The organism is Streptomyces californicus, from assembly GCF_000717645.1.
Classification (GTDB): domain Bacteria; phylum Actinomycetota; class Actinomycetes; order Streptomycetales; family Streptomycetaceae; genus Streptomyces; species Streptomyces californicus.
Genome location: NZ_JNZZ01000025.1, coordinates 14,123 through 32,418 on the forward strand (window position 1 = coordinate 14,123; position 18,296 = coordinate 32,418).

At 71.0% G+C, this 18,296-nt stretch carries 13 protein-coding genes; 3 read left to right on the forward strand and 10 right to left on the reverse strand.

Annotation, left to right across the window (positions count from 1 at the left end; genetic code table 11):
- Nucleotides 1–99 precede the first annotated feature (99 nt).
- The 5 genes from IF19_RS0128080 to eccD all read right to left on the reverse strand — a co-directional run bounded on the left by IF19_RS0128080 (nucleotide 100) and on the right by eccD (nucleotide 4,786).
- Nucleotides 100–606, reverse strand: a complete 507-nt coding sequence (locus IF19_RS0128080; protein WP_030118325.1) for a type VII secretion system-associated protein — start codon at nucleotides 604–606, stop codon at nucleotides 100–102.
- Nucleotides 607–727: 121 nt separating this feature from the next.
- On the reverse strand, nucleotides 728–1,057 hold the full coding sequence (locus IF19_RS0128085; RefSeq protein WP_030118324.1) for a WXG100 family type VII secretion target: 330 nt from the start codon (nucleotides 1,055–1,057) through the stop codon (nucleotides 728–730).
- Nucleotides 1,058–1,145: 88 nt separating this feature from the next.
- On the reverse strand, nucleotides 1,146–1,502 hold the full coding sequence (locus tag IF19_RS0128090; RefSeq protein ID WP_030118323.1) for a hypothetical protein: 357 nt from the start codon (nucleotides 1,500–1,502) through the stop codon (nucleotides 1,146–1,148).
- A gap of 413 nt (nucleotides 1,503–1,915) precedes the next feature.
- Nucleotides 1,916–3,364, reverse strand: coding sequence for a type VII secretion protein EccB (gene eccB / locus IF19_RS0128095; RefSeq protein ID WP_030118322.1), 1,449 nt, complete (start codon nucleotides 3,362–3,364; stop codon nucleotides 1,916–1,918).
- A gap of 21 nt (nucleotides 3,365–3,385) precedes the next feature.
- Nucleotides 3,386–4,786, reverse strand: coding sequence for a type VII secretion integral membrane protein EccD (gene eccD / locus IF19_RS0128100; RefSeq protein ID WP_030191216.1), 1,401 nt, complete (start codon nucleotides 4,784–4,786; stop codon nucleotides 3,386–3,388).
- 679 nt (nucleotides 4,787–5,465) lie between these two features.
- Here eccD and IF19_RS0128105 point away from each other — a divergent pair.
- Nucleotides 5,466–9,434, forward strand: a complete 3,969-nt coding sequence (locus IF19_RS0128105; RefSeq protein ID WP_030277063.1) for a type VII secretion protein EccC — start codon at nucleotides 5,466–5,468, stop codon at nucleotides 9,432–9,434.
- A gap of 303 nt (nucleotides 9,435–9,737) precedes the next feature.
- Here the strand turns inward: IF19_RS0128105 and IF19_RS0128110 are convergent, their stop codons facing one another.
- The gene (locus tag IF19_RS0128110) at nucleotides 9,738–10,925 is read right to left on the reverse strand and encodes a S8 family serine peptidase (RefSeq protein ID WP_078580823.1); all 1,188 of its coding nucleotides are present in this window, start codon (nucleotides 10,923–10,925) and stop codon (nucleotides 9,738–9,740) included.
- Nucleotides 10,926–11,175: 250 nt separating this feature from the next.
- Here IF19_RS0128110 and IF19_RS0128115 point away from each other — a divergent pair, with 250 nt between their 5' ends.
- Nucleotides 11,176–14,487, forward strand: coding sequence for a right-handed parallel beta-helix repeat-containing protein (locus tag IF19_RS0128115; RefSeq protein ID WP_030277065.1), 3,312 nt, complete (start codon nucleotides 11,176–11,178; stop codon nucleotides 14,485–14,487).
- A gap of 110 nt (nucleotides 14,488–14,597) precedes the next feature.
- A complete protein-coding gene (locus tag IF19_RS0128120) occupies nucleotides 14,598–15,380 on the forward strand; it encodes a phosphotransferase enzyme family protein (protein WP_030118315.1) in 783 nt (260 codons plus the stop codon).
- Nucleotides 15,381–15,531: 151 nt separating this feature from the next.
- Here IF19_RS0128120 and IF19_RS0128125 read toward each other — a convergent pair whose 3' ends face one another.
- The 4 genes from IF19_RS0128125 to IF19_RS0128145 all read right to left on the reverse strand — a co-directional run bounded on the left by IF19_RS0128125 (nucleotide 15,532) and on the right by IF19_RS0128145 (nucleotide 18,291).
- Nucleotides 15,532–15,840, reverse strand: coding sequence for a hypothetical protein (locus IF19_RS0128125; protein ID WP_136975152.1), 309 nt, complete (start codon nucleotides 15,838–15,840; stop codon nucleotides 15,532–15,534).
- 283 nt (nucleotides 15,841–16,123) lie between these two features.
- Nucleotides 16,124–16,591 carry a hypothetical protein gene (locus IF19_RS0128130; RefSeq protein ID WP_030118313.1) on the reverse strand — a complete coding sequence of 156 codons (468 nt, stop codon included), beginning with the start codon at nucleotides 16,589–16,591 and terminating at the stop codon, nucleotides 16,124–16,126.
- 301 nt (nucleotides 16,592–16,892) lie between these two features.
- Nucleotides 16,893–17,075, reverse strand: coding sequence for a hypothetical protein (locus tag IF19_RS0128135; RefSeq protein WP_128647583.1), 183 nt, complete (start codon nucleotides 17,073–17,075; stop codon nucleotides 16,893–16,895).
- 688 nt (nucleotides 17,076–17,763) lie between these two features.
- Nucleotides 17,764–18,291: a hypothetical protein gene (locus IF19_RS0128145; protein ID WP_030277069.1), complete on the reverse strand. Its 528-nt coding sequence runs from the start codon at nucleotides 18,289–18,291 to the stop codon at nucleotides 17,764–17,766.
- Nucleotides 18,292–18,296: the final 5 nt, after the last annotated feature.

Here is an 18,296-nt window from a genome sequence, read left to right on the forward strand (position 1 = left end):
GGGACGGGCGGCCGGACGCGGGTGAGGTCCGCCGACCGGAGGGCGTCCGCCGCCGCAGGGGCGCGGGGGCCGGCCGGGAGCGGCCCTCAGCGACGAAGGTCAGTCGTCGTCATCGTCGTCGTCGTTGGAACCGCCACCGCTGCCGGATTCCTCCAGCACCTCGTCCACACCCTCGAAGAAGTCGACCAGGTCCTTGCCGTCGATCTTCTCCAGGTTGCCGTCCTGGGTCTTGAAGAGCTTCTCGATGGTCTCCTCGAGGTCCTCCTCGATCTGCTCGAACAGATCGACCTGGAGTTTGAGGATCTCGTCGATCTGGTCGACCAGCCCGTTCAGGCACTTCACCAGGTAGCCGCCGTTGGTGCGGCCGGCCGTGTCGCCCGCCATCGTCCCGATGGCGAGCGGCTTCGCCTGGCCGTCGTAGAACCCGGCCGCGGTCTTGGAACCCTCGTCGCCGGCCTGCAACGAGGGAATCCCGGGTATGGGCGTGGTCCCGTCGAGGCCGTCCTCCCGCATCTTCTTGATCGCGGCGAGGAACGGGGTCAGGTCGTCGTCCAGGAACTTCTGTAGCCACGCCTTGTTGAGATTGAGCGCGGGTGCTTCCGCCATGTCGCACTTCTCCAGTCTTCCGGGATGTCCAGGGGCTCACGGGGCGGGTGGCCGTGCGCGTGATGGACGCACGCGCACGGCCACCCGGTACCGCACCGAGGGCGCGCGCCGCCGCCCCGGGTCAGCTGCCGATGCGCACGCTCTCCCAGAGCGACTTCAGGGAGTTCTCGCTGTACTGGTAGCTGCCCGAGACATCGTTCAGCAGCGCCGAGTGCTCGGCGAGGATGCGCTTCATCTCCTCGACCGCGTTGTTCCAGGAGGCCTGCTTCTGGGCGTACACGGCCTTGTCCTCACCCTCCCAGCTGCGCTGGAGTTCCTGGAGCTCGGCTTCCAGGTTGGTGAGGATGCTGTCGATCGCCTTGGTCTGCTGGACCATGTCGTCGGCGGCGTTCTCCATGTGGGAGTAGTCGACGTAGATCTGGCCGTCGGTGAAGTCAAGCGGGGGGGTCATGGTCTTCCTCGTCTCGCGGCAGGTGCGTCAGGGACAGGGGTGTGCGGGGTCCGGCCGCCCGTCAGGGCTCCGGGTGCTCCAGGGGCGGTCAGCGGCCCGCGGTGGAGCCGGCGAGGGCGTTGAAGACTTCCTCGGAGCGGTTGAACGCCTGCTGGATCGCGTCGTTCGAGTTGTTCTGCTGGATGCCCTGCGCGCGCATGGTCTCCTCCAGCGTCGTGATCATGTCGCGGAGGTTGCTGGAGATGATCTCCGCCTGCTGGTCCCACCGGTCGAGCAGCTTCTGGAACGCGCCACCGTCGCTGCCGGCGTAGCCGGAGGCGAGGTTGTGCTTCATGTTCTCCACGTCCTGGCGGCTGTTCTGCACACCGGTGAAGGCCATCTCCAGCGCGGTGACACCGTTCTGAGTGGCTGACGCCAGTGACTGCTGTGCGCCCGTACCTGCCATGTTGCTGCGCCTCCTGATGTGTCGCGCCGCCGGGTTCCGGTTCCCGCGTGCGCGGTGCCTGGCCGGACGCGGCCGAAAGGCCGGCATCCGAATGGTCTGGACGAACGGAGCCTAAGGAAAGGGGTGTTGAGGATTCAATGGCTTGCGTCATCTTCTCGACCCCGACCCCGCTTTTGGGGTGATTCGCGAAGGAGATTTGATCTGGATCTGAGGTAGGCCCCTTGCGGAATCACCTTCCGAATGGATCGGTTTCCCCGTGCCCGAACGGGCAACACCCGTCGTACGGCACGGTAATGCCGGATCCCTTCGGAGAAGAGGACGGCGGATCACCGCCTCCCGTTGTCACGACACGCGCATTTATCAGCCGCGCCACGAGATATTCACCTCCTTCCGCTCCCTTTCCTGACAGACGCTCATGTTCGGGCGCAGCGCGGGGTCGTGTTCGTGTTCCGGCCCAGGGCCGCGGCCTCCTTGGTGAGGTCCGGCCCGGTCGGCAGCATGGCCAGCAGCGGCGCCGGCAGCCCTCGCGCCTGGCCCTCGCCGTAGCCGAGTGCGGCGAGTCCTTCGGCGGTGCCGACCCGGTACTTCATCCCGGTGTCGGTCACCAGGTAGACGGTGGTGCCGACCGTGCTGCCGCTCGCCCCGAGCGCGCGCACCAGGGAGCCGCCGCCCGGCCGCACGCTGATCGTGCCGACCGGCATGCAGGCCGGGGTGAGCCCCTCGGGCGGCGCCTGGGCGGCGGGACCCAGGGTGCCCGTCCCGGTCAGCGCCACGCTGATGCGCGGTCCGCGATCGCCCGGCTGGACCCGGATGCATACGGTCCGGTCCTCGCCGAGGGCCACTACCTCCGGCGGCTTCGCGGGCAGGTTCGCCTCGTCCGCGCCGGTCCCCGCGCCGGGGGCCAGCCGGCCGCTCAGCGCGTCCGCGCCCAGCGTCACGACGTCGGCCGAGCCTCCCCCGTACACCTTCTCGCGGGTCTCCGGGTCGCCCAGCACCAGCGCGGCCCCGGTCGCCGTGAGCGGGGTCAGGCCCTCTTGGCGGAGCAGGTAGTAGCGGTCGGCGGAGCCCGGGACGGTGACCCGGAAGACCTGGCCGACACGGGTCTCCTCGCCGCCGAGCGCGGGGCCCTTCTTCCCCTTGCCGGATACGTTCGGCGGGCGCAGGTCGGGTCCCGAGGGCAGGGCGTTCAGGAAGGCGGCGGAGACGGGCAGCCGGGAGACGGAGCCGTAGCCGAGGGCCTCGCGGGCGCGGGTCTCCTCGTCGAGCAGCAGCTTGCTGCCGCGCCAGACCAGGTAGTCCGCCTTGTCCGGGCCGGTGACCAGCATGGCCTGGTCGGTCGGCAGCCCGGTGGCGTCCGCCGGGAGGCCCACCGCGACGGTGGTGCCGGTCCTTCCCGTCTCGCTGCCCGAACAGACCTGCCAGGGGCCCGTGTCCAGGTCCGCGCTGCCGGGCAGGGCGTCCGGGGCGCCGCTGATGCCGATGGGCGCCCCGTGCGGCGTGCCGCTCAGGGACTTGGAGCCGACCGCCACCGCCTTCATGTCGGCGCCCGCGAGCAGCCGCGCCGACGCGTAGTTGCGCACCGGGCGCAGCCGCCCCTCCAGGTAGAGGTAGCGGGAGCCGGTGTCCTTGTTGACGACGAGGGTCCCGGCCGCCCGCCAGGAGTCCTTGGTCCCGGGCTTGAGGAGGCCGAGGACGAAGGAGCCGGCCGACAGCAGGACGGCGATCACGATGCCGATGACCACGCCCCGGTTGGTGCGCCCCTGCGGGCTCTCCGGGGCGTCGGGGTCGGCGCGGAGCAGGCCGGAGGTGAGCCGGCCCATGACGAACATGTGGGCCTGGACCTGGTCGCGTTTCGACTGCACGGCGGCGGTTCTCCCTTCCGGTCAGCCGTTGATGGCGCGCAGCGCGCCGTACACGCCGAGCACCCACAGGGCGAGCGGGAGCACGGCGATCGCCAGGGCCGAGTGGAGGATTTCGCCCGCGCGGCCCCAGTACGGGACGAGCCGGCGGCCGGGCACGGTCCAGGCGGCGATGGCGACCGCGGCGGCCGCCGCGAGCAGCCCCGCGGCCGTGACCAGCCGGTTGCCCGGGGACGCGGCGGGGGCGGCGACCAGCACCAGCAGGAGCAGCCCGAGCACGCCGGGGACCACCAGGGACATGCGCTGCCAGATGTTGCCGAGGCCCCGGGCGTGCAGGACGAGCAGCAGGCACAGCGCCACGGTCATGATGATCTCGGCCAGTTCGCGTTCCCGGGCCAGGACGACCACGCACGCGGCGCCGACCACGCCCACCGCTCCGTAGAGCGACGTCATCCAGCCGTCGGCGAGGACGGCGCGGGCCGAGACCGCGGCGGCCGGGTGCGGCTCGATGCCCTCCTGCAGCTGCTGGGCGTTGGTGGGCAGCGGGGGCATCCGCATCCCGGACATCCGGAAGGCCAGCGAGGGGACGAACGCCCCCAGGATCACCGCGAGGACGGCGAGGATGCCGGCGGCGTGCACCGGCGCCAGGTCCGTGGTGAGGAGCAGGACGGCGGCGACGGCGGCGAACAGCGAGACGACGGCGACGCTCAGGAAGAGCGCGGCGAACGCGGCCACGACGGCGAGCGCGAGCACCGCCCCGCCGGCCAGCGCGGCACTGGCGGCGAGCAGCCGCGCCCCCAGGGTCTCGTACGCGTGCGGCCCGCTCAGCTCTCCGCCGGGCAGCAGCCAGCCGGCCAGGGCCAGGTAGGGCCCGACCATGAAGCCGAGCGCGGCTCCGGCGCCCGCGTCCCCGACGGCCCGGCTCGCCGCGCCCGCGCCCGCGAGCAGGAGGAGTCCGGCCGCGGTGGCGAAGACGGACCGGGAGAGCGAGGAGCCGCCGGGCCAGGCGATCACCAGGACGCCGCCGATGAGGACCGCGACAACGATGCCGAGGAGGACCCGGCGGCTCACCTTGGGGGTCCAGCCGAAGGGGTGGTCGCGCATCGTGGTGGCGATGCCGTCGACCAGGTCGTCGAGGTGCACCTCGGGCAGGGCCTCGGCGCGCGGCCGGAGGTAGAGGGTGTCGCCGTCGCGCAGACCGTAGGAGTCGAGGGTGCGTTCCTCGTCCAGCGGTTCGCCGCCGAGCCGCTGGAGCACCCAGCCGCCGTGGTCGAGTCCGGCTTCTTCGAGGTTGTCGCCCGCGTAGCCGAGCACGGCGGGGAGCAGGTCCGCCACGGGGACGTCGGCGGGCACGGCGAGATCGATGCTTCTGGCTGGAGCTCGTACCGTCAGACGGCACAGCTCGGCCACCTGAGTGTCAGTCATCGGGATGGCTCACGCTTCTCCGGTTACGGCTGAGAACGGGCGGGGGAACAGGGACCGGCGGACCGGTGGGCACCCTGCGTCGGTGGGGGGTTCCAAACCGTGTGACGGTGACGGTTGTTGACGACCAATACAGCGATCGTAATATCAGCCGCCTAGTCTGGACCACGTGGCCCGCGCCACGGAATACGAAACGGCCTTCCGCGTACGGCGAATTGCGGCGCGGTCGCCGTACGGGCACGAAGGGTGATTCGGCATGCGCGGATCGGTCCGGGAAACAGTTCCACGCGTGCCCGTTCGGCCGGGGAATCCGTTCCGCGCCTGCCCGTCCGGGCAGGGAAACGGCCGTGCGCGCGCCCGTTCGGCCGGGAATCGGTTCCGCATGCGCTGTCGCGGCCGGGGAAAACGGTCGCGCGGACCCTTCCCCGACTCGTGATGTAGCAGAACTGTGACACGGCGGAACGGCTCCCCGCCGCCGACGCGGTTGCCCCGGGCGGGCTTTCGGCCCCGGCCGGGCGGCCGCGTCGGACGGGCTTTCGATCCCGGCCGGAGCGCGGCGTAGGGTGCGTGCACGGCGAAGGCCCGTCCGCCTCCCGGCCCCGGCCGGCGGTGGGCGGCGTGCCCTGCGGCGCCGTTCCGCCCGCTCTCCCCCCATGTCCCTGAAGGAGACGGTTCCTTGAGTGTGATCCTGTTCCGCCGCCCGGCCCGACGCCGGGGCCCGGAGATGCCCGACGGGGAGCTGAATCTCCAGGAACCGCCGGTTCTCCCCGAGACGGTGCCCGACACCTCCGCCGTGTGGACGTACCTGCCCATGGCGTTGATGTCGGTCTCGATGATGTTCATGTTCATGCGCCCCGGTATGACCCGGGGTTCCGGCGGGTTCATCTACATCGCCCTGGGCCTGATGGTGCTCGGCGCCGCCGCGATGTTCATCGGCCAGTTCATGCGCCGGGCGGCGGAGCGCAAGCAGAAGCTCAAGGGTGAACGGCGGGACTATCTGCGCTATCTCACCCAGATCCGGCGCAAGGTGCGCGGCGCGGTCGTGGACCAGCAACTGGCCCTGGCGTGGCGGCACCCCGAGCCCGGAGCCCTCTGGTCGATGACCGGCACCACCCGGCTGTGGGAGCGCCGCCCCCGGGACGAGGACTTCGGCGAGATCCGGATGGCCGTCGGCGAGCAGAAGCTGGGCCTGAAGCTGTCGTCGAGCTCGACCAACCCCGTGGAGGACCTGGAGCCGCTCAGCGCCCACGCGCTGCGCAGCTTCATCCGCGCCTACTCGACGGTCCCGGAGCAGCCCATCGCGATCTATCTGCGCGCCTGGGCCCGGGTGCTGTTCCAGGGCGACGAGGAGCGGATACGTTCCCTGGTGCGGGCGCTGCTCGCCCAGTTGGCCACCTTCCACTCGCCGGACGACGTGTGGATCGCGTTCTGCGTCTCCGACGAGCGGCGCGCGGACTGGGAGTGGACGAAGTGGCTCCCCCACAGTCTCCACCCGCACGACACCGACGGGGCGGGCCCGACCCGGATGACCGTCTCCGCGTGGGGCGAGCTGGAGAACCTGCTCGGCGCCGAGTTCATGGAGCGACCGCAGTTCGACCCGGACGCGGTGCCCGGACGCGAGGAGCCGTTCACGGTGATCGTCGTGGACGGCGGGGTCGTTCCGGCCGGCCACCGCCTGGACGGTCCCGGCTTCCGCAACACGGTCGTCCTGGACCTCAGCGGCGCGCTCTCCTGGCGCCCCGGACGCATCACCCTGCGCTTCACGGTCGAGGAGGACGAACTCGGCCTCGTGCGCACCGACCGCGAGCGCAAGGAGCAGGTGACCCGGCTCGGCCGCCCCGACACCTTCGGGCTGACCGGCGCGGTGTCGCTCGCCAAGCGGCTCGCCCCGTACCGCATGGGCCTGGGCTCGGCGTCGGACTCCTCCGAGCCGCTCTCCTCCAACGTGGAACTGACCACGCTGCTGGGCATTCCCGACCTGCACCGCCACGACCCGAACGCGCTGTGGCAGCAGCACACCGGCCCGAGCCGGCTCAAGGTGCCGATCGCGGTCGGCGCGGACGGCGAGCCGGTCGAGCTGGACATCAAGGAGTCCGCCCAGGGCGGCACCGGACCGCACGGGATGCTGATCGGCGCCACCGGTTCCGGCAAGAGCGAGCTGCTGCGGACCCTGGTCCTCTCGCTCGCCCTGACGAACTCCTCGGAGACGCTCAACTTCATCCTGGTCGACTTCAAGGGCGGCGCCACCTTCCTGGGCCTCGAGGACCTTCCGCACACCTCCGCCGTCATCACCAACCTGGCGGGCGAGGCCGCGCTGGTCGGCCGTATGCAGGACGCCCTGCACGGCGAGCTGATGCGGCGGCAGGAGCTGCTGCGCTCGGCGGGCAACTACACCTCGGCGCTGGACTACGAGAAGGCCCGCGCGTCCGGCGTCCCGCTGGTGCCGATGCCCAGCCTGTTCGTCGTCGTCGACGAGTTCAGCGAGCTGCTGGCGGCCCACCGGGAGTTCATGGAGCTGTTCGTGATGATCGGCCGCCTCGGCCGGTCCCTCGGCGTGCACCTGCTGCTCGCGTCGCAGCGCCTGGACGAGGGCCGCATGCACCAGTTGGAGAGCCACCTCTCGTACCGGATCGGTCTGCGGACGTTCTCCGCGATGGAGAGCCGCGGCGTGCTCGGCGTGCCCGACGCCTACCAGTTGCCGCCGGCCCCCGGCAGCGGCTTCCTCAAGTCGGGCGTGGAGGCGCTGACCCGGTTCCGCGCCGCCTACGTATCCGGCCCCTACCAGCAGCGCCGGGGCAGCGCGAACCAGGCGCGGGTGGCCAGCCAGACCGTGCCGTGGACGAGCAGTTACGTCGTACCGCGCCAGCTCCCCGACACACCGGAGCCCGAGCCCGAGCAGCCGCAGGAGGAGACCGGCGAGACGCTGCTGTCGGTCGCCGTGGACCGGCTGCTGACCGCCGGGCCGCCGGCCCACCAGGTGTGGCTGCCGCCGCTGGACCTCCCCGCGACGCTCGACCAGGTGCTGCCGCCGCTCACCCCGCACCCCGAGTACGGGCTGACGACCGACGCGTCGCACCGCGGGCGGCTCACCATCCCCCTCGGCATCATCGACCGCCCCTTCGACCAGCTCCGCGACCTGCTGACCGTCGATCTCTCGGGCGCGGGCGGGCACATCGCGATCGCGGGCGGCCCGCAGAGCGGCAAGAGCACGATGGTGCGGACGATCATCACCGCGCTGGCGCTCACCCACACCCCGCGCGAGGTCCAGTTCTACTGCCTCGACTTCGGCGGCGGCACGCTCGCCGGGCTGGCCGGACTGCCGCACGTCAGCGGCGTCGCGGCACGTCTGGACGCCGAGCGGGTGGGCCGTACGATCGCCGAGGTCACGACGCTGCTGGCGGAGCGCGAGCGGTTCTTCCTGGACAACGGGATCGACTCGATGGCGACGTTCCGCCGCCGGCTGGCCGCCGGGGAGTTCCCCGAGCACCGCCACGGCGACGTGTTCCTGGTGATCGACGGCTGGTCGACGGTGCGCCAGGACTTTGACCGGCACATCCAGACGTTCGGGGCGATCGCCGCGCGCGGTCTGAACTACGGCATCCACCTGATCGTCACCACCGCGCGCTGGGTGGAGGTGACCTCCGCGATCCGCGACCAGGCCGCGACCCACCTGGAGCTGCGGATGGGTGACCCGATGGACTCCGAGATCGACAACCGGCGCGCCGCGACCGTGCCCCGGCTGCCGGGACGCGGCCTGACCCGGGACGCCAAGCTGCACTACCTCACGGCGCTGCCGCGCATCGACGGCGTCGAGTCCGCCGACGACCTCTCCGACGGGGTGGCCGGCCTGGTGGCGGCGGTCCGCGAGAGCTGGCAGGGGCCGCCCGCGCCGCAGGTGCGGATGCTGCCGACCCGGCTCAAGCTGTCGGAACTCCCGGCTCCGAAGGGCGATTTCAAGATGCCCATCGGCCTGGAGGAGGAGCGCCTGTCGACGGTCTGGCACGACTTCTCCGAGACCCCCCACATGATCGTGGTCGGGGACACGGAGAGCGGCAAGACCAACATGCTGCGGATGACGGCCAAGGCCATCATGGACCGGTACACCCCGGCCGAGGCGCGGATCATGGTCGTGGACTACCGCCGCGCCCTGGTGGAGGCCATCCCGGACGCGTACCGGCTGGGCCACGCGGTGTCGATGGACGCCCTCAAGGAGCTGATCGGCGGCGCCGCGCGGGCGGTCACGGCGCGCGTACCGGGACCGGAGATCACCCCGGCCCGGATGCGCACGTGCGACTGGTGGGACGGGCCGCGGCTGTTCATCCTCGTGGACGACTACGACATGCTCGGCACCAGTGCGATGAACGCGCCGTTCGACCCGCTGCTGAACCACCTCGCGCTCGGCTACGAGGTGGGGCTGCACCTGGTCGTCGCCCGCTCGGCCGCCGGTGCGGGCCGGGGCCTGGGCGAGCCCATGCTGCGGCGCATGCAGGAGGTCAACACCCCGACGCTGCTGCTGTCGTGCCCGCCGTCGGAGGGCTTCATCCTGGGCAGCGTCAAGGGGCGCAACCTGCCGCCGGGCCGGGGCACGCGGGTGACGCGCCGCAAGCAGATCCAGGTGCAGACGGCGGTGCTGGAGGACGAGGAGTCCTGAACCGCAGGCCGGGCCCCGGCCTACCCGGTCCCAGGACGGGGCGGGAAGGCCGGGGCCCGGTCGTACCCGGTCCTGGGCGGGCCGAGGAGACCGGGGCCGGGTCGTACCCGGTCCCGGACGGCCGGGGAGGCGGTGCAGGCCGAAGCCCAGTCGCACTCGGCGGTCCCAGAATGGACGGTGGAGACCGGAGCAACCGGGCCCGGCCGTACCCGGCCCGGGGCAGGCCCCCGAGGGGCGCCCGTGGCCCGGCCCTCCGCCGCACCCAGGGTCGTCCGGACCGGTCCGGGGTGGGGGCCCGCGCTCTCAGCTCCCCGCGGGACGCCAGTCGCGGGCCCGCCCGCGCGGGATCACCACCGCGCCCGCCGCGACGAGCAGCACCACCCCGCCGCCCACGCCCGCCGCGATCAGCGCGCGGGTACGGGGCTCCTCGGCGGGCGGCGGCGGGACCTCGGCCCGCTCGGTCCGGGGCACGGTCCCCTTCTCGTCCGTCAGGACGGCCGTCAGCGCCGCGTACGGGTCCAGGCGCGGCGGGCTCGCCGGGTACGCCGCCTCGGTCAGCCGGCGCGCCGTGTCGGCCGCCGACAGCTTCGGATGGCGCGCCCGTACCTGGGCCGCCGCCCCCGCGACGTGCGCGGCGGCGAACGAGGCCCCGTAACCGATGAAGTGGCCCGATCCCTCGGGGCCGATGCTCACCACCGCGTCGCCGGGCGCGGCCAGGTCCGCCCCGCCCACCACGGGCGCGTTGACGGGGCGCTGCCCGTCGGGGCCGTAGTCCGTCACGCCGATCGCCCCCGGGGCGGCGGCGGGCCAGTACCAGGCGGCCGGCTTCGCGTCCCTGGGCAGCGCGTCCGGCGCGAGCGGGGCCACGACCAGCGCGTCCTTCCCGCCCGCGTAGGCGACGGCCTTGGTCAGCTCCGCCCTGCCGTCGGCGAGGGCCGCCGCGACGTAGATGACGGAGGCGCCCTCGTCGGCCGCCGTACGGATCCCGGCGGCCACCTGGGCGACCGTGGACCCGCCGCGCTCGTCCGCGCCCCGTACGGCCAGGATGCGGGCTTCGGGGGCCAGTCCGGCCGGTCCGCCGGCGCCGCCCGGGGTCGCCGCGATCAGGCCGGCCGCGAACGTGCCGTGCCCGACGCAGTCCTCGCCCGCGTCCCCGATCGCGGTCACCCGGCCGGAGAGCGCCGGGGCCGACTCGCCGACCCCCGTGTCCACGACGGCGACGGTCTGCCCGGCGCCCTGGGAGAGCGGGCGCGCGCGGGCCGCGCCGAGCGCGCCCAGGGTCCAGGGCTCGGACCGGGCCTTCACCTCCGACGCCTCGACGCAGGTGTCGTCCTCCGCCAGGACGGAACGTACGACGGGGAGTCCCACGGAATCGGCCGCGGCGGGCGCGGCGCCCGCCGCGACCAGCGCGGTCGGGAGCACGGTGAGCGACAGGGCCGCGGCGGCGGCCGTGGCCCGTGGGCGGCGGGAGCGAACTCGGGCAGGGGGCATGGCGCGCATGATAGGCCGAACGGATGACGGTACGTCGGGCGGGACGCGGCGGCACCGCTCGCCGGATCGGGCTCGAACTCTCCTGTCCCACCTGGAACATCGCGGTGCCGGTCCCGTAGCCTTCCTCGCGTGCGCACAGCTGCGCGGACCCGACGCGTTCCGGTTTCCCTCCGGCCCGGCGGGAGACAGGCATCTCCTTCCGGCCCCGGCGGGAGAGGCGGGCAGCGGCACCAAAAGAGGAGGATCGGGCGTGTCACGGCAATTGCTCAGGGTCGGGTCGGACCAACCGGACAGCTTCCGGACGATCGGTGAAGCCCTGGACAAGGCGCGCACGGGTGCGGTGATCCGGGTGAGCCCAGGCCGCTACCCGGAGAACCTCACGGTGCGGACGCGGGTCACCATCGTCGCGGACGGGGAGCCGGGCAGCGCCGAGATCTGCCCGCGCCGGGGCACCGCCGTTATCCTGGTCGCCGACGCGGTCATGCTCACCGACCTCACCCTGCGCGGCGGGAGCGAGGACCTGCCGGTGGTCGACGCGCCGCGCGGCCAGGTCGCGATGGACGGCTGCACGATCGTCGGCTCCGGCTGGACGGCCGTGCTGGCCCGCGAGTCGGGCTCGGTCGCCATGCGCGACTGCCAGGTCAGCAACCCCAAGGGCGCCGGGGTCGTGGACTCCGCCCCCACCGGCAGCGTCATAGCCGGCTGCCGCATATCGAACCTCGGCACCTCCGGCGTCGTCATCGGCGCGGAGGCCCGGACGACGGTGCGGGACTGCCGCATCCTCGACGCGCGCGCCAACGGCGTACTGACCTCGGACGAGGCCCAGGGCCTGGTGGAGGACTGCGACATCTCCGGCACGGACAAGCCGTCCATCGCCCTGGAGGGCCGCAGCGGCACCCGGGTCCTGCGCACCACCGTGCACGACACCTCCGTCGGCGTCTACATCACCAGCTCCGCCCGCCCGTCCCTGGAGAACGTCTCCGTCAGCGACACCTCCGGCCCCGGCATCATGCTGGCCGTGAGCGCCGACCCGGAGTTCCTGAACTGCCGGACCTCCCGCACCAAGGGCAGCGGCCTCGTGGTCAGCGAGCGCTCCCGGGGCACCTTCCAGCACTGCGAGTTCGACACCGCCGCCGCCCCGGCGGTCCGCGTGATCAACTCCAGCTCGCCCACCCTGATCGGCTGCGCGGTGCGCGACTGCGGGGACGCGAACGGCGCCGTCCTGCTGGAGGAGGACTCGACCGCCGAGTTCGACGAACTGCTCGTCAGCGACGCCACCGGGGTCGCCGTCCGCATCCGCACCGGGGCCGACCCGCTGCTGCGCCGCGTACGGATCACCTCGCCGGGTGGCAACGGTGTCGAGGTAGCCGAGGACGGGCGCGGCCGGCTGGAGCACTGCGAGATCGACCGCGCGGGCGGTTCGGCGGTACGGATCGCCTCGGGCGGCAACCCCGACATCCGCGACACGGTCATGAGAGCGGCCGAGGACACCACCGTCTCCGTCGGCACGGAGGGGCGGGGCACCGTACGGGACTGCGCGATCGAGTTCGCCTCGGCGGGCGGCATCACGGTGGACAACGGCGGCGAACTCTCCGTCCTGCGCGTCCACATCACCGACTGCGGCGCCCACGGCGTCCTCCTCGCCAACGGCTCCCGCGCCACCCTCACCTCCTCGCAGGTCATCGGCAGCGTCGGCGACGGAATCCGGATCGACAGCGCGGAGCCCGTCACCGTCGCCGACTGCACCGTCCGCGACAACCGGGGGGCGGGGCTGCGGCAGACCCGGCTCAACGAGCGCCTCACGATCGAGGGCCTCAACAGCGCCGGCAACGCGGTCCCGGACGCCTGGGGCGACACCCTGCCGCCGGACGTCGCGGGCGGCGGCCCCGAAGCCGCCAAGAAGGGACCGGAGGGGCCCCTGGAGGAGCTGGAGTCCCTCGTCGGCCTCGCCGAGGTCAAGAGCCAGGTGCGCAACCTGGTCAATCTGAACCAGCTCAACCAGCGCCGCGCCCAGCTCGGCATGCCCGTCGCCCAGGTCAGCCGCCACCTGGTCTTCTCCGGCCCGCCCGGCACCGGCAAGACGACGGTGGCCCGGCTGTACGGCGGCATCCTGGCCGATCTCGGCGTCCTCAGGTCGGGGCACCTGGTGGAGGTCTCCCGCGCCGACCTGGTCGCGCAGGTCATCGGCGGTACGGCCATCAAGACCACCGAGGCGTTCAACGAGGCGCTGGGCGGGGTGCTGTTCATCGACGAGGCGTACACCCTGCTCTCCGACAGCAAGGGATCCGGCGCCGACTTCGGTCGCGAGGCGGTCGACACGCTGCTGAAGCTGATGGAGGACCACCGCGACGACGTCGCCGTGATCGCCGCCGGGTACACCGGCGAGATGGAGAGCTTCCTCTCCTCCAACCCGGGTCTGGCCTCCCGGTTCACCCGCACCATCGACTTCGCCAACTACTCGGTGGACGAGCTGGTGACCATCACCGAGAACATGTGCCTGGGCCACCGCTACGAGCTGGCCCCGCAGACCCGCGAGGCCCTGGCCCGGCACTACGAGCGCATGCCGCGCGACGCCACGTTCGGCAACGGCCGCGCGGCCCGCAAGGTGTTCGAGGACATGGTGGACCGCCAGGCGTCCCGGTTCGCCTCGATGAAGAACCCCGCCGAGAGCGATCTGGCCCTCCTGCTGCCGGAGGACGTGGCGACCGACACGGGCGCCCCGGCGGACGACGGCCCCGGCTCCGAGGAACTGCTCGCCCAGCTGCACTCCATGATCGGCCTCACGGCGGTCAAGAACGAGGTGACCGCGCTGGTCAACCTCCTCACCGCCACCAAGCAGCGCAAGGCCGCCGGGCTGCCCACCCCGAAGATCAGCAACCACCTGATCTTCTCCGGGCCCCCCGGCACGGGCAAGACCACCATCGCCCGCCTGTACGCGGACCTGCTGCGCTCCCTCGGGGTGCTGCCCAAGGGCCAGTTGGTCGAGGTGGCGCGCGCCGACCTGGTCGGCCGGTACGTCGGCCACACGGCGCAGTTGACCAAGGACGCCTTCGAACGCGCCCTGGGCGGCGTGCTGTTCGTCGACGAGGCGTACACGCTCACCCCGGAGGGCGCGACGTCCGACTTCGGCCGGGAGGCCGTCGACACGCTGCTGAAGCTGATGGAGGACCACCGCGACGAGGTCGTGGTCATCGCCGCCGGCTACACCCGCGAGATGCGCCGCTTCCTCGACTCCAACCCGGGCCTGGCCTCACGGTTCTCGCGCACGGTGGAGTTCGAGAGCTACTCCACGGACGACCTGCTGGAGATCCTCTCCCAGCAGGCCACCGGCTACGGCTACGACTGCGCCCCGGAGACGACGGCCGCCCTCTACGCGTACGTCGACTCCCTGCCGCGCGACCACTCCTTCGGCAACGCCCGGACGGCCCGCCAGATCCTGGAGGCGATGATGACGCGCCAGGCGGGCCGCCTCGGCGCGATGTCCGCCCCCAGCCTGGACGACCTGCGCCTGCTGCTCCCGGACGACCTGCCGCCGGAGGTGGCGGCGGCGGTGGGCCGGTAGCCTGCCGCGGCCCAGGGCGGGGCGGCCCGCGAGGAAGAAGACGACCGGGCCCCGGCCGCAGGCCCGAGAATCGGGGTGACCATGTCGAGCTGGTCCGACACACTGGCTCGATGCGGCGCGATGATGAGCAGCCTTTGTCCGGTGGCAACGTCAGTGAGGGGGTCGTCCGCGTCGGGGACACCGTTCGCCGCCCGGCCGGACCATGGACTCCGGCTGTGCACGCCCTGCTCGCCCACCTGAACGATGTGGGATTCGGCGCGGCACCTCGTCCGCTCGGCATCGATGATCAGGGGCGTGAGGTCCTGACCTTCATGCCGGGAGAGGTGGTCTGGCCCGACCGGTTCTCTCTGGTCGATCCCGCTCGGCAACTCGCCCGCGTCGCACGGCTGATCCGGGACTTCCACGATGCCGCGCAGGACTTCACGCCGCCTTCCGATGCGCGATGGCAGATCTCGATCCCCGCTGAGGGCGATGGCATCATCGCTCATAACGACCTGGCCCCCTGGAATCTCGTGGTCGCAGACGAGACCCGGTGGGCGTTCATCGACTGGGACGGTGCAGCTCCCGGCTCGCGCCTGTGGGATGTCGCCTACGCCATTCACGGGTTCATCCCGCTGTCCGCGCATCCGGACTGGCAGCGCTCGGACGCACCGGGCCGGCTCCGGGTCTTCGCCGACGCCTACGGTCTCGATGAGTCCGAACGTCGTCGGTTGGTGCCCATGTTGGGGCGCCGTACGCGTTCCATGCACGACTTCCTGCGAGACCGGGCAGCACAAGGTGTCCAGCCCTGGGAAAGGCTGTGGGCCGAAGGCCACGGTGACGCCTGGCGAAACGACGCCGAATACACCGAGCAACGCGAAGACCAGTGGGTGCGCGCTCTGCTCGCGGGGTGAGCCTGTTCGTCAGGGTCTGAGGTCGGCATCGGGCCTCGGCGCCAGGAACAAGCGCCGGGCGCCCCGCTACGCCGTCGGCAGAACCGTCAGACGCCAGAGACCCTCAAGTCCATCGGCAAGCCCGGAAGATCTTGGCAGGTGAAGGACAAGCTCATCCGGTGAAGAAGACCCCGATCCAGCCCGCCGCCAGCACCACTGACGCCGTGACGGGAATGATCCACCGGTGGGCGACCGGACGGTACGTACGACGGCCCTCGCCCCGCTTGCCCGCCCGCTTCGGAGCCGCGTTCGCCTGTCCCGCCGACCTCGCCCTCAGCGCGTCGGCCGCGGACAGCAGCCCGAAAGCGGGAAAGGCGGAGAGGGAGAGAGTGAGAACGGCATCGAACGAGACACCGAAGACGTAGTCGAGGAGCATTCCCGATACGATTCCGAAGGCCGCGAGGAAGGCCCAGTGAGCCACCGAGAGAGAGTATATGCCGTAAGCCTCTTCCGGGTCACACTTCCCCCGCTGGGCCTGGCGAATCCAAGCGGTCAAATCAGCTTGAAAGCTCGCCAAATTCCTTCCCTTACGAGAATTCTTGAGAACGGATCGGTACAGAATCTGACCGAAGGCGATGGGCACCTCTCCGCCGCCCCGACGTATCGGTCGAACGCTTTCCTGGTGTCCTGGCTAGGCATCGACCTGCCTTCCTCTCGCGGTTTCCGGTCACCCCGCAGGCAGGAGCGACCTCCTCGAAGAATCCTCAAGGAAGAAGCATCCAGACGAAAGCCGACAACAGTGGGACGACGAGCGTGTCGAACCAGCCGTAGCGAAGCATTCTGGTCGCCGGAATCGCCGCATCCGCGTCCATGGAATCGGGGGCCCGAAGCACTGCATGCCTGAGATCCCGCCGCGCCCTGTTCGCCCTCTTGCCGTCGAAGATGGAGCGCGTCATGGACCACGGCACCACCACCCCTATTCCATCCAGTTCGAATGCGCCGCCCCTGCCCTCCCTGCCGAGCAGGCGCACTTTATCCAGCCCTGCACGGTGCACGAAGAAGGGATCGCACACTTTCACTTCGACATCATCCCATTCTACCGACGGCGTGATGCCGATTCGAATGAGAACCCAAATGGCCCCGCATGGCAGGGACAGGGCGAGGGATGCCTCCCAGGCGTCCCTCGGCGCACCGGAATCGAAGAAGAGGAAATAGATGGCGACAGCCGCCATGACCGCCACCAGGACGATGGAAGCTGGGCGGCCGCCCCGAGAGCCGCCACGAGGAAGAGCACGCTGTTTCGATAACGCATGTCTGCCTTTCTACGTCGTTGGGAGAGGAGGGAGATTCGAAGACAGCCACCATCCACAGGGACGTCAGTTTGCAGTCATCACGCCCTCCTTGCTCGATCAGGCGCTTGCCGGAACAACTGCCGGAATATCACCATGCCGGATGACTTGATCATTACCTTCGAAGCCCGACTCTCCGCAACACTCCAGAAACTCAGCCGACCCGAGTTATTTCACGTTTGATTCACTTCCGTAGTCGGCTCGCCGTCATCAACGCACCGAACAGCGCCACGCCGAAAACGACTGCCCCCTTGTGCGAGGAATATTCAGAAATCACACCGGTGGAAATCAGAGCGAAGAGCAGGGTCACCCCGACACCGCACCAGACAAGTGTCCACAGTGACAGCTTTAGGTAGAAATGAAGCATGCACTGCACCTCGCATCCGTGGAGTGCACAGCGAGTGCGTCACTCACGTTGATTTCGCAGCTCATTTGCCGCCTCTGATCAGGTCGAGGCTAGGTAGGGAATGGCCAAGCAGCCGACCGCCGAGGGCGGCTCGGCGTGTTCACTGGCCTTACCTCGACTCTCCTGGCGCCCGCCGCCTTCTCCGGCCATCTCGGATTTCCCTGGCAGCGCCCACCGAGATGGCCAGCGCCAGGACGATCTCAAGTGCGCCCCAGACCGGCCGCCATCCGGTCTGCTGAAATCGGTCCACCCCACTGACAATCATGAACGGGACGAAAAAGAGAAGGGACGTCAGTTTGTACCTCATCTTGCCTTCCTTGCTCTACCGGGCGTATGCCGGAATAACTGCCGGAGCCTGCCGAGCCCGCCAGATCCTGCGCGGACGGGCGCGTGGTACGGCGTCCGCCCGATGAGTCAGGGCAGGCTCCGAGGCATCGAGCAGGGCGGCGGGCCGCACTGCTCGGAGGCTCGAGGTGGCGGCGGGACGGAAGCCCGCCGCCGTTCCCGGGCGGGGCGGCACACGAAGAAGGAACCGACCGGGCCCAGCCTCAAGCCCGGGAATCCTGGGCCGGGCCGCACCGGTCTTCTCGCTGAGCGGGCAGCCGGATCCTCACGGACGGGCGATGACGGCAAGGACGCCGTTGCGGGTTCATCCAGCGAAGAGAACGCTGGCCCAGCCCGCCGCCAGCACCACTGACGCCGTGACGGGAATGATCCACCGGTGGCCGATCGGACGGTACGTACGACGGCCCTCGCCCCGCTTGCCCGCCCTCTTCGGAGCCGCGTCCGCCTTTCCCGCCGACCTCGCCCTCACTGCGTCGGCCGCGGACAGCAGGCCAAAAGCGGGAAAGACGGAGAGGGACAAGGTGAGAACGGCATCGAACGAGACACCGAAGAGGTAGTCGAGGAGCATTCCCGTCATGATTCCGAAGGCTGCCAGAAAGGCCCAGTGAGCCGCCGAAAGGGAAAATATGTCACGGGCCTCCTCTGCGTCACACTCCCCCCGCTGGGCTTGGCGAATCCAGGCGGTCAAATCAGCTTGGAAGCTCGCCGATTCCTTTCCCTTACGAGAATTCTTGAGAACGGATCGGTACAGAATCTGACCGAAGGTGATGGGCATCGCCTCCGCCGCCCCGACGTATCGGTCGAACGTCTTCCTGGTGTCCTTGCCGGGCATCGATC

Excerpts from the sequence above, each read along its gene's own strand:
- IF19_RS0128145 (WP_030277069.1), bottom strand. The coding sequence starts at position 18,291 with ATGCCCGGCAAGGACACCAGGAAGACGTTCGACCGATACGTCGGGGCG.
- IF19_RS0128130 (WP_030118313.1), bottom strand. The coding sequence starts at position 16,591 with ATGGCGGCTGTCGCCATCTATTTCCTCTTCTTCGATTCCGGTGCGCCG.
- IF19_RS0128120 (WP_030118315.1), top strand. The coding sequence starts at position 14,598 with ATGCGGCGCGATGATGAGCAGCCTTTGTCCGGTGGCAACGTCAGTGAG.
- IF19_RS0128080 (WP_030118325.1), bottom strand. The coding sequence starts at position 606 with ATGGCGGAAGCACCCGCGCTCAATCTCAACAAGGCGTGGCTACAGAAG.
- IF19_RS0128110 (WP_078580823.1), bottom strand. The coding sequence starts at position 10,925 with ATGCCCCCTGCCCGAGTTCGCTCCCGCCGCCCACGGGCCACGGCCGCC.
- IF19_RS0128135 (WP_128647583.1), bottom strand. The coding sequence starts at position 17,075 with ATGCTTCATTTCTACCTAAAGCTGTCACTGTGGACACTTGTCTGGTGC.
- IF19_RS0128085 (WP_030118324.1), bottom strand. The coding sequence starts at position 1,057 with ATGACCCCCCCGCTTGACTTCACCGACGGCCAGATCTACGTCGACTAC.
- IF19_RS0128090 (WP_030118323.1), bottom strand. The coding sequence starts at position 1,502 with ATGGCAGGTACGGGCGCACAGCAGTCACTGGCGTCAGCCACTCAGAAC.
- eccD (WP_030191216.1), bottom strand. The coding sequence starts at position 4,786 with ATGACTGACACTCAGGTGGCCGAGCTGTGCCGTCTGACGGTACGAGCT.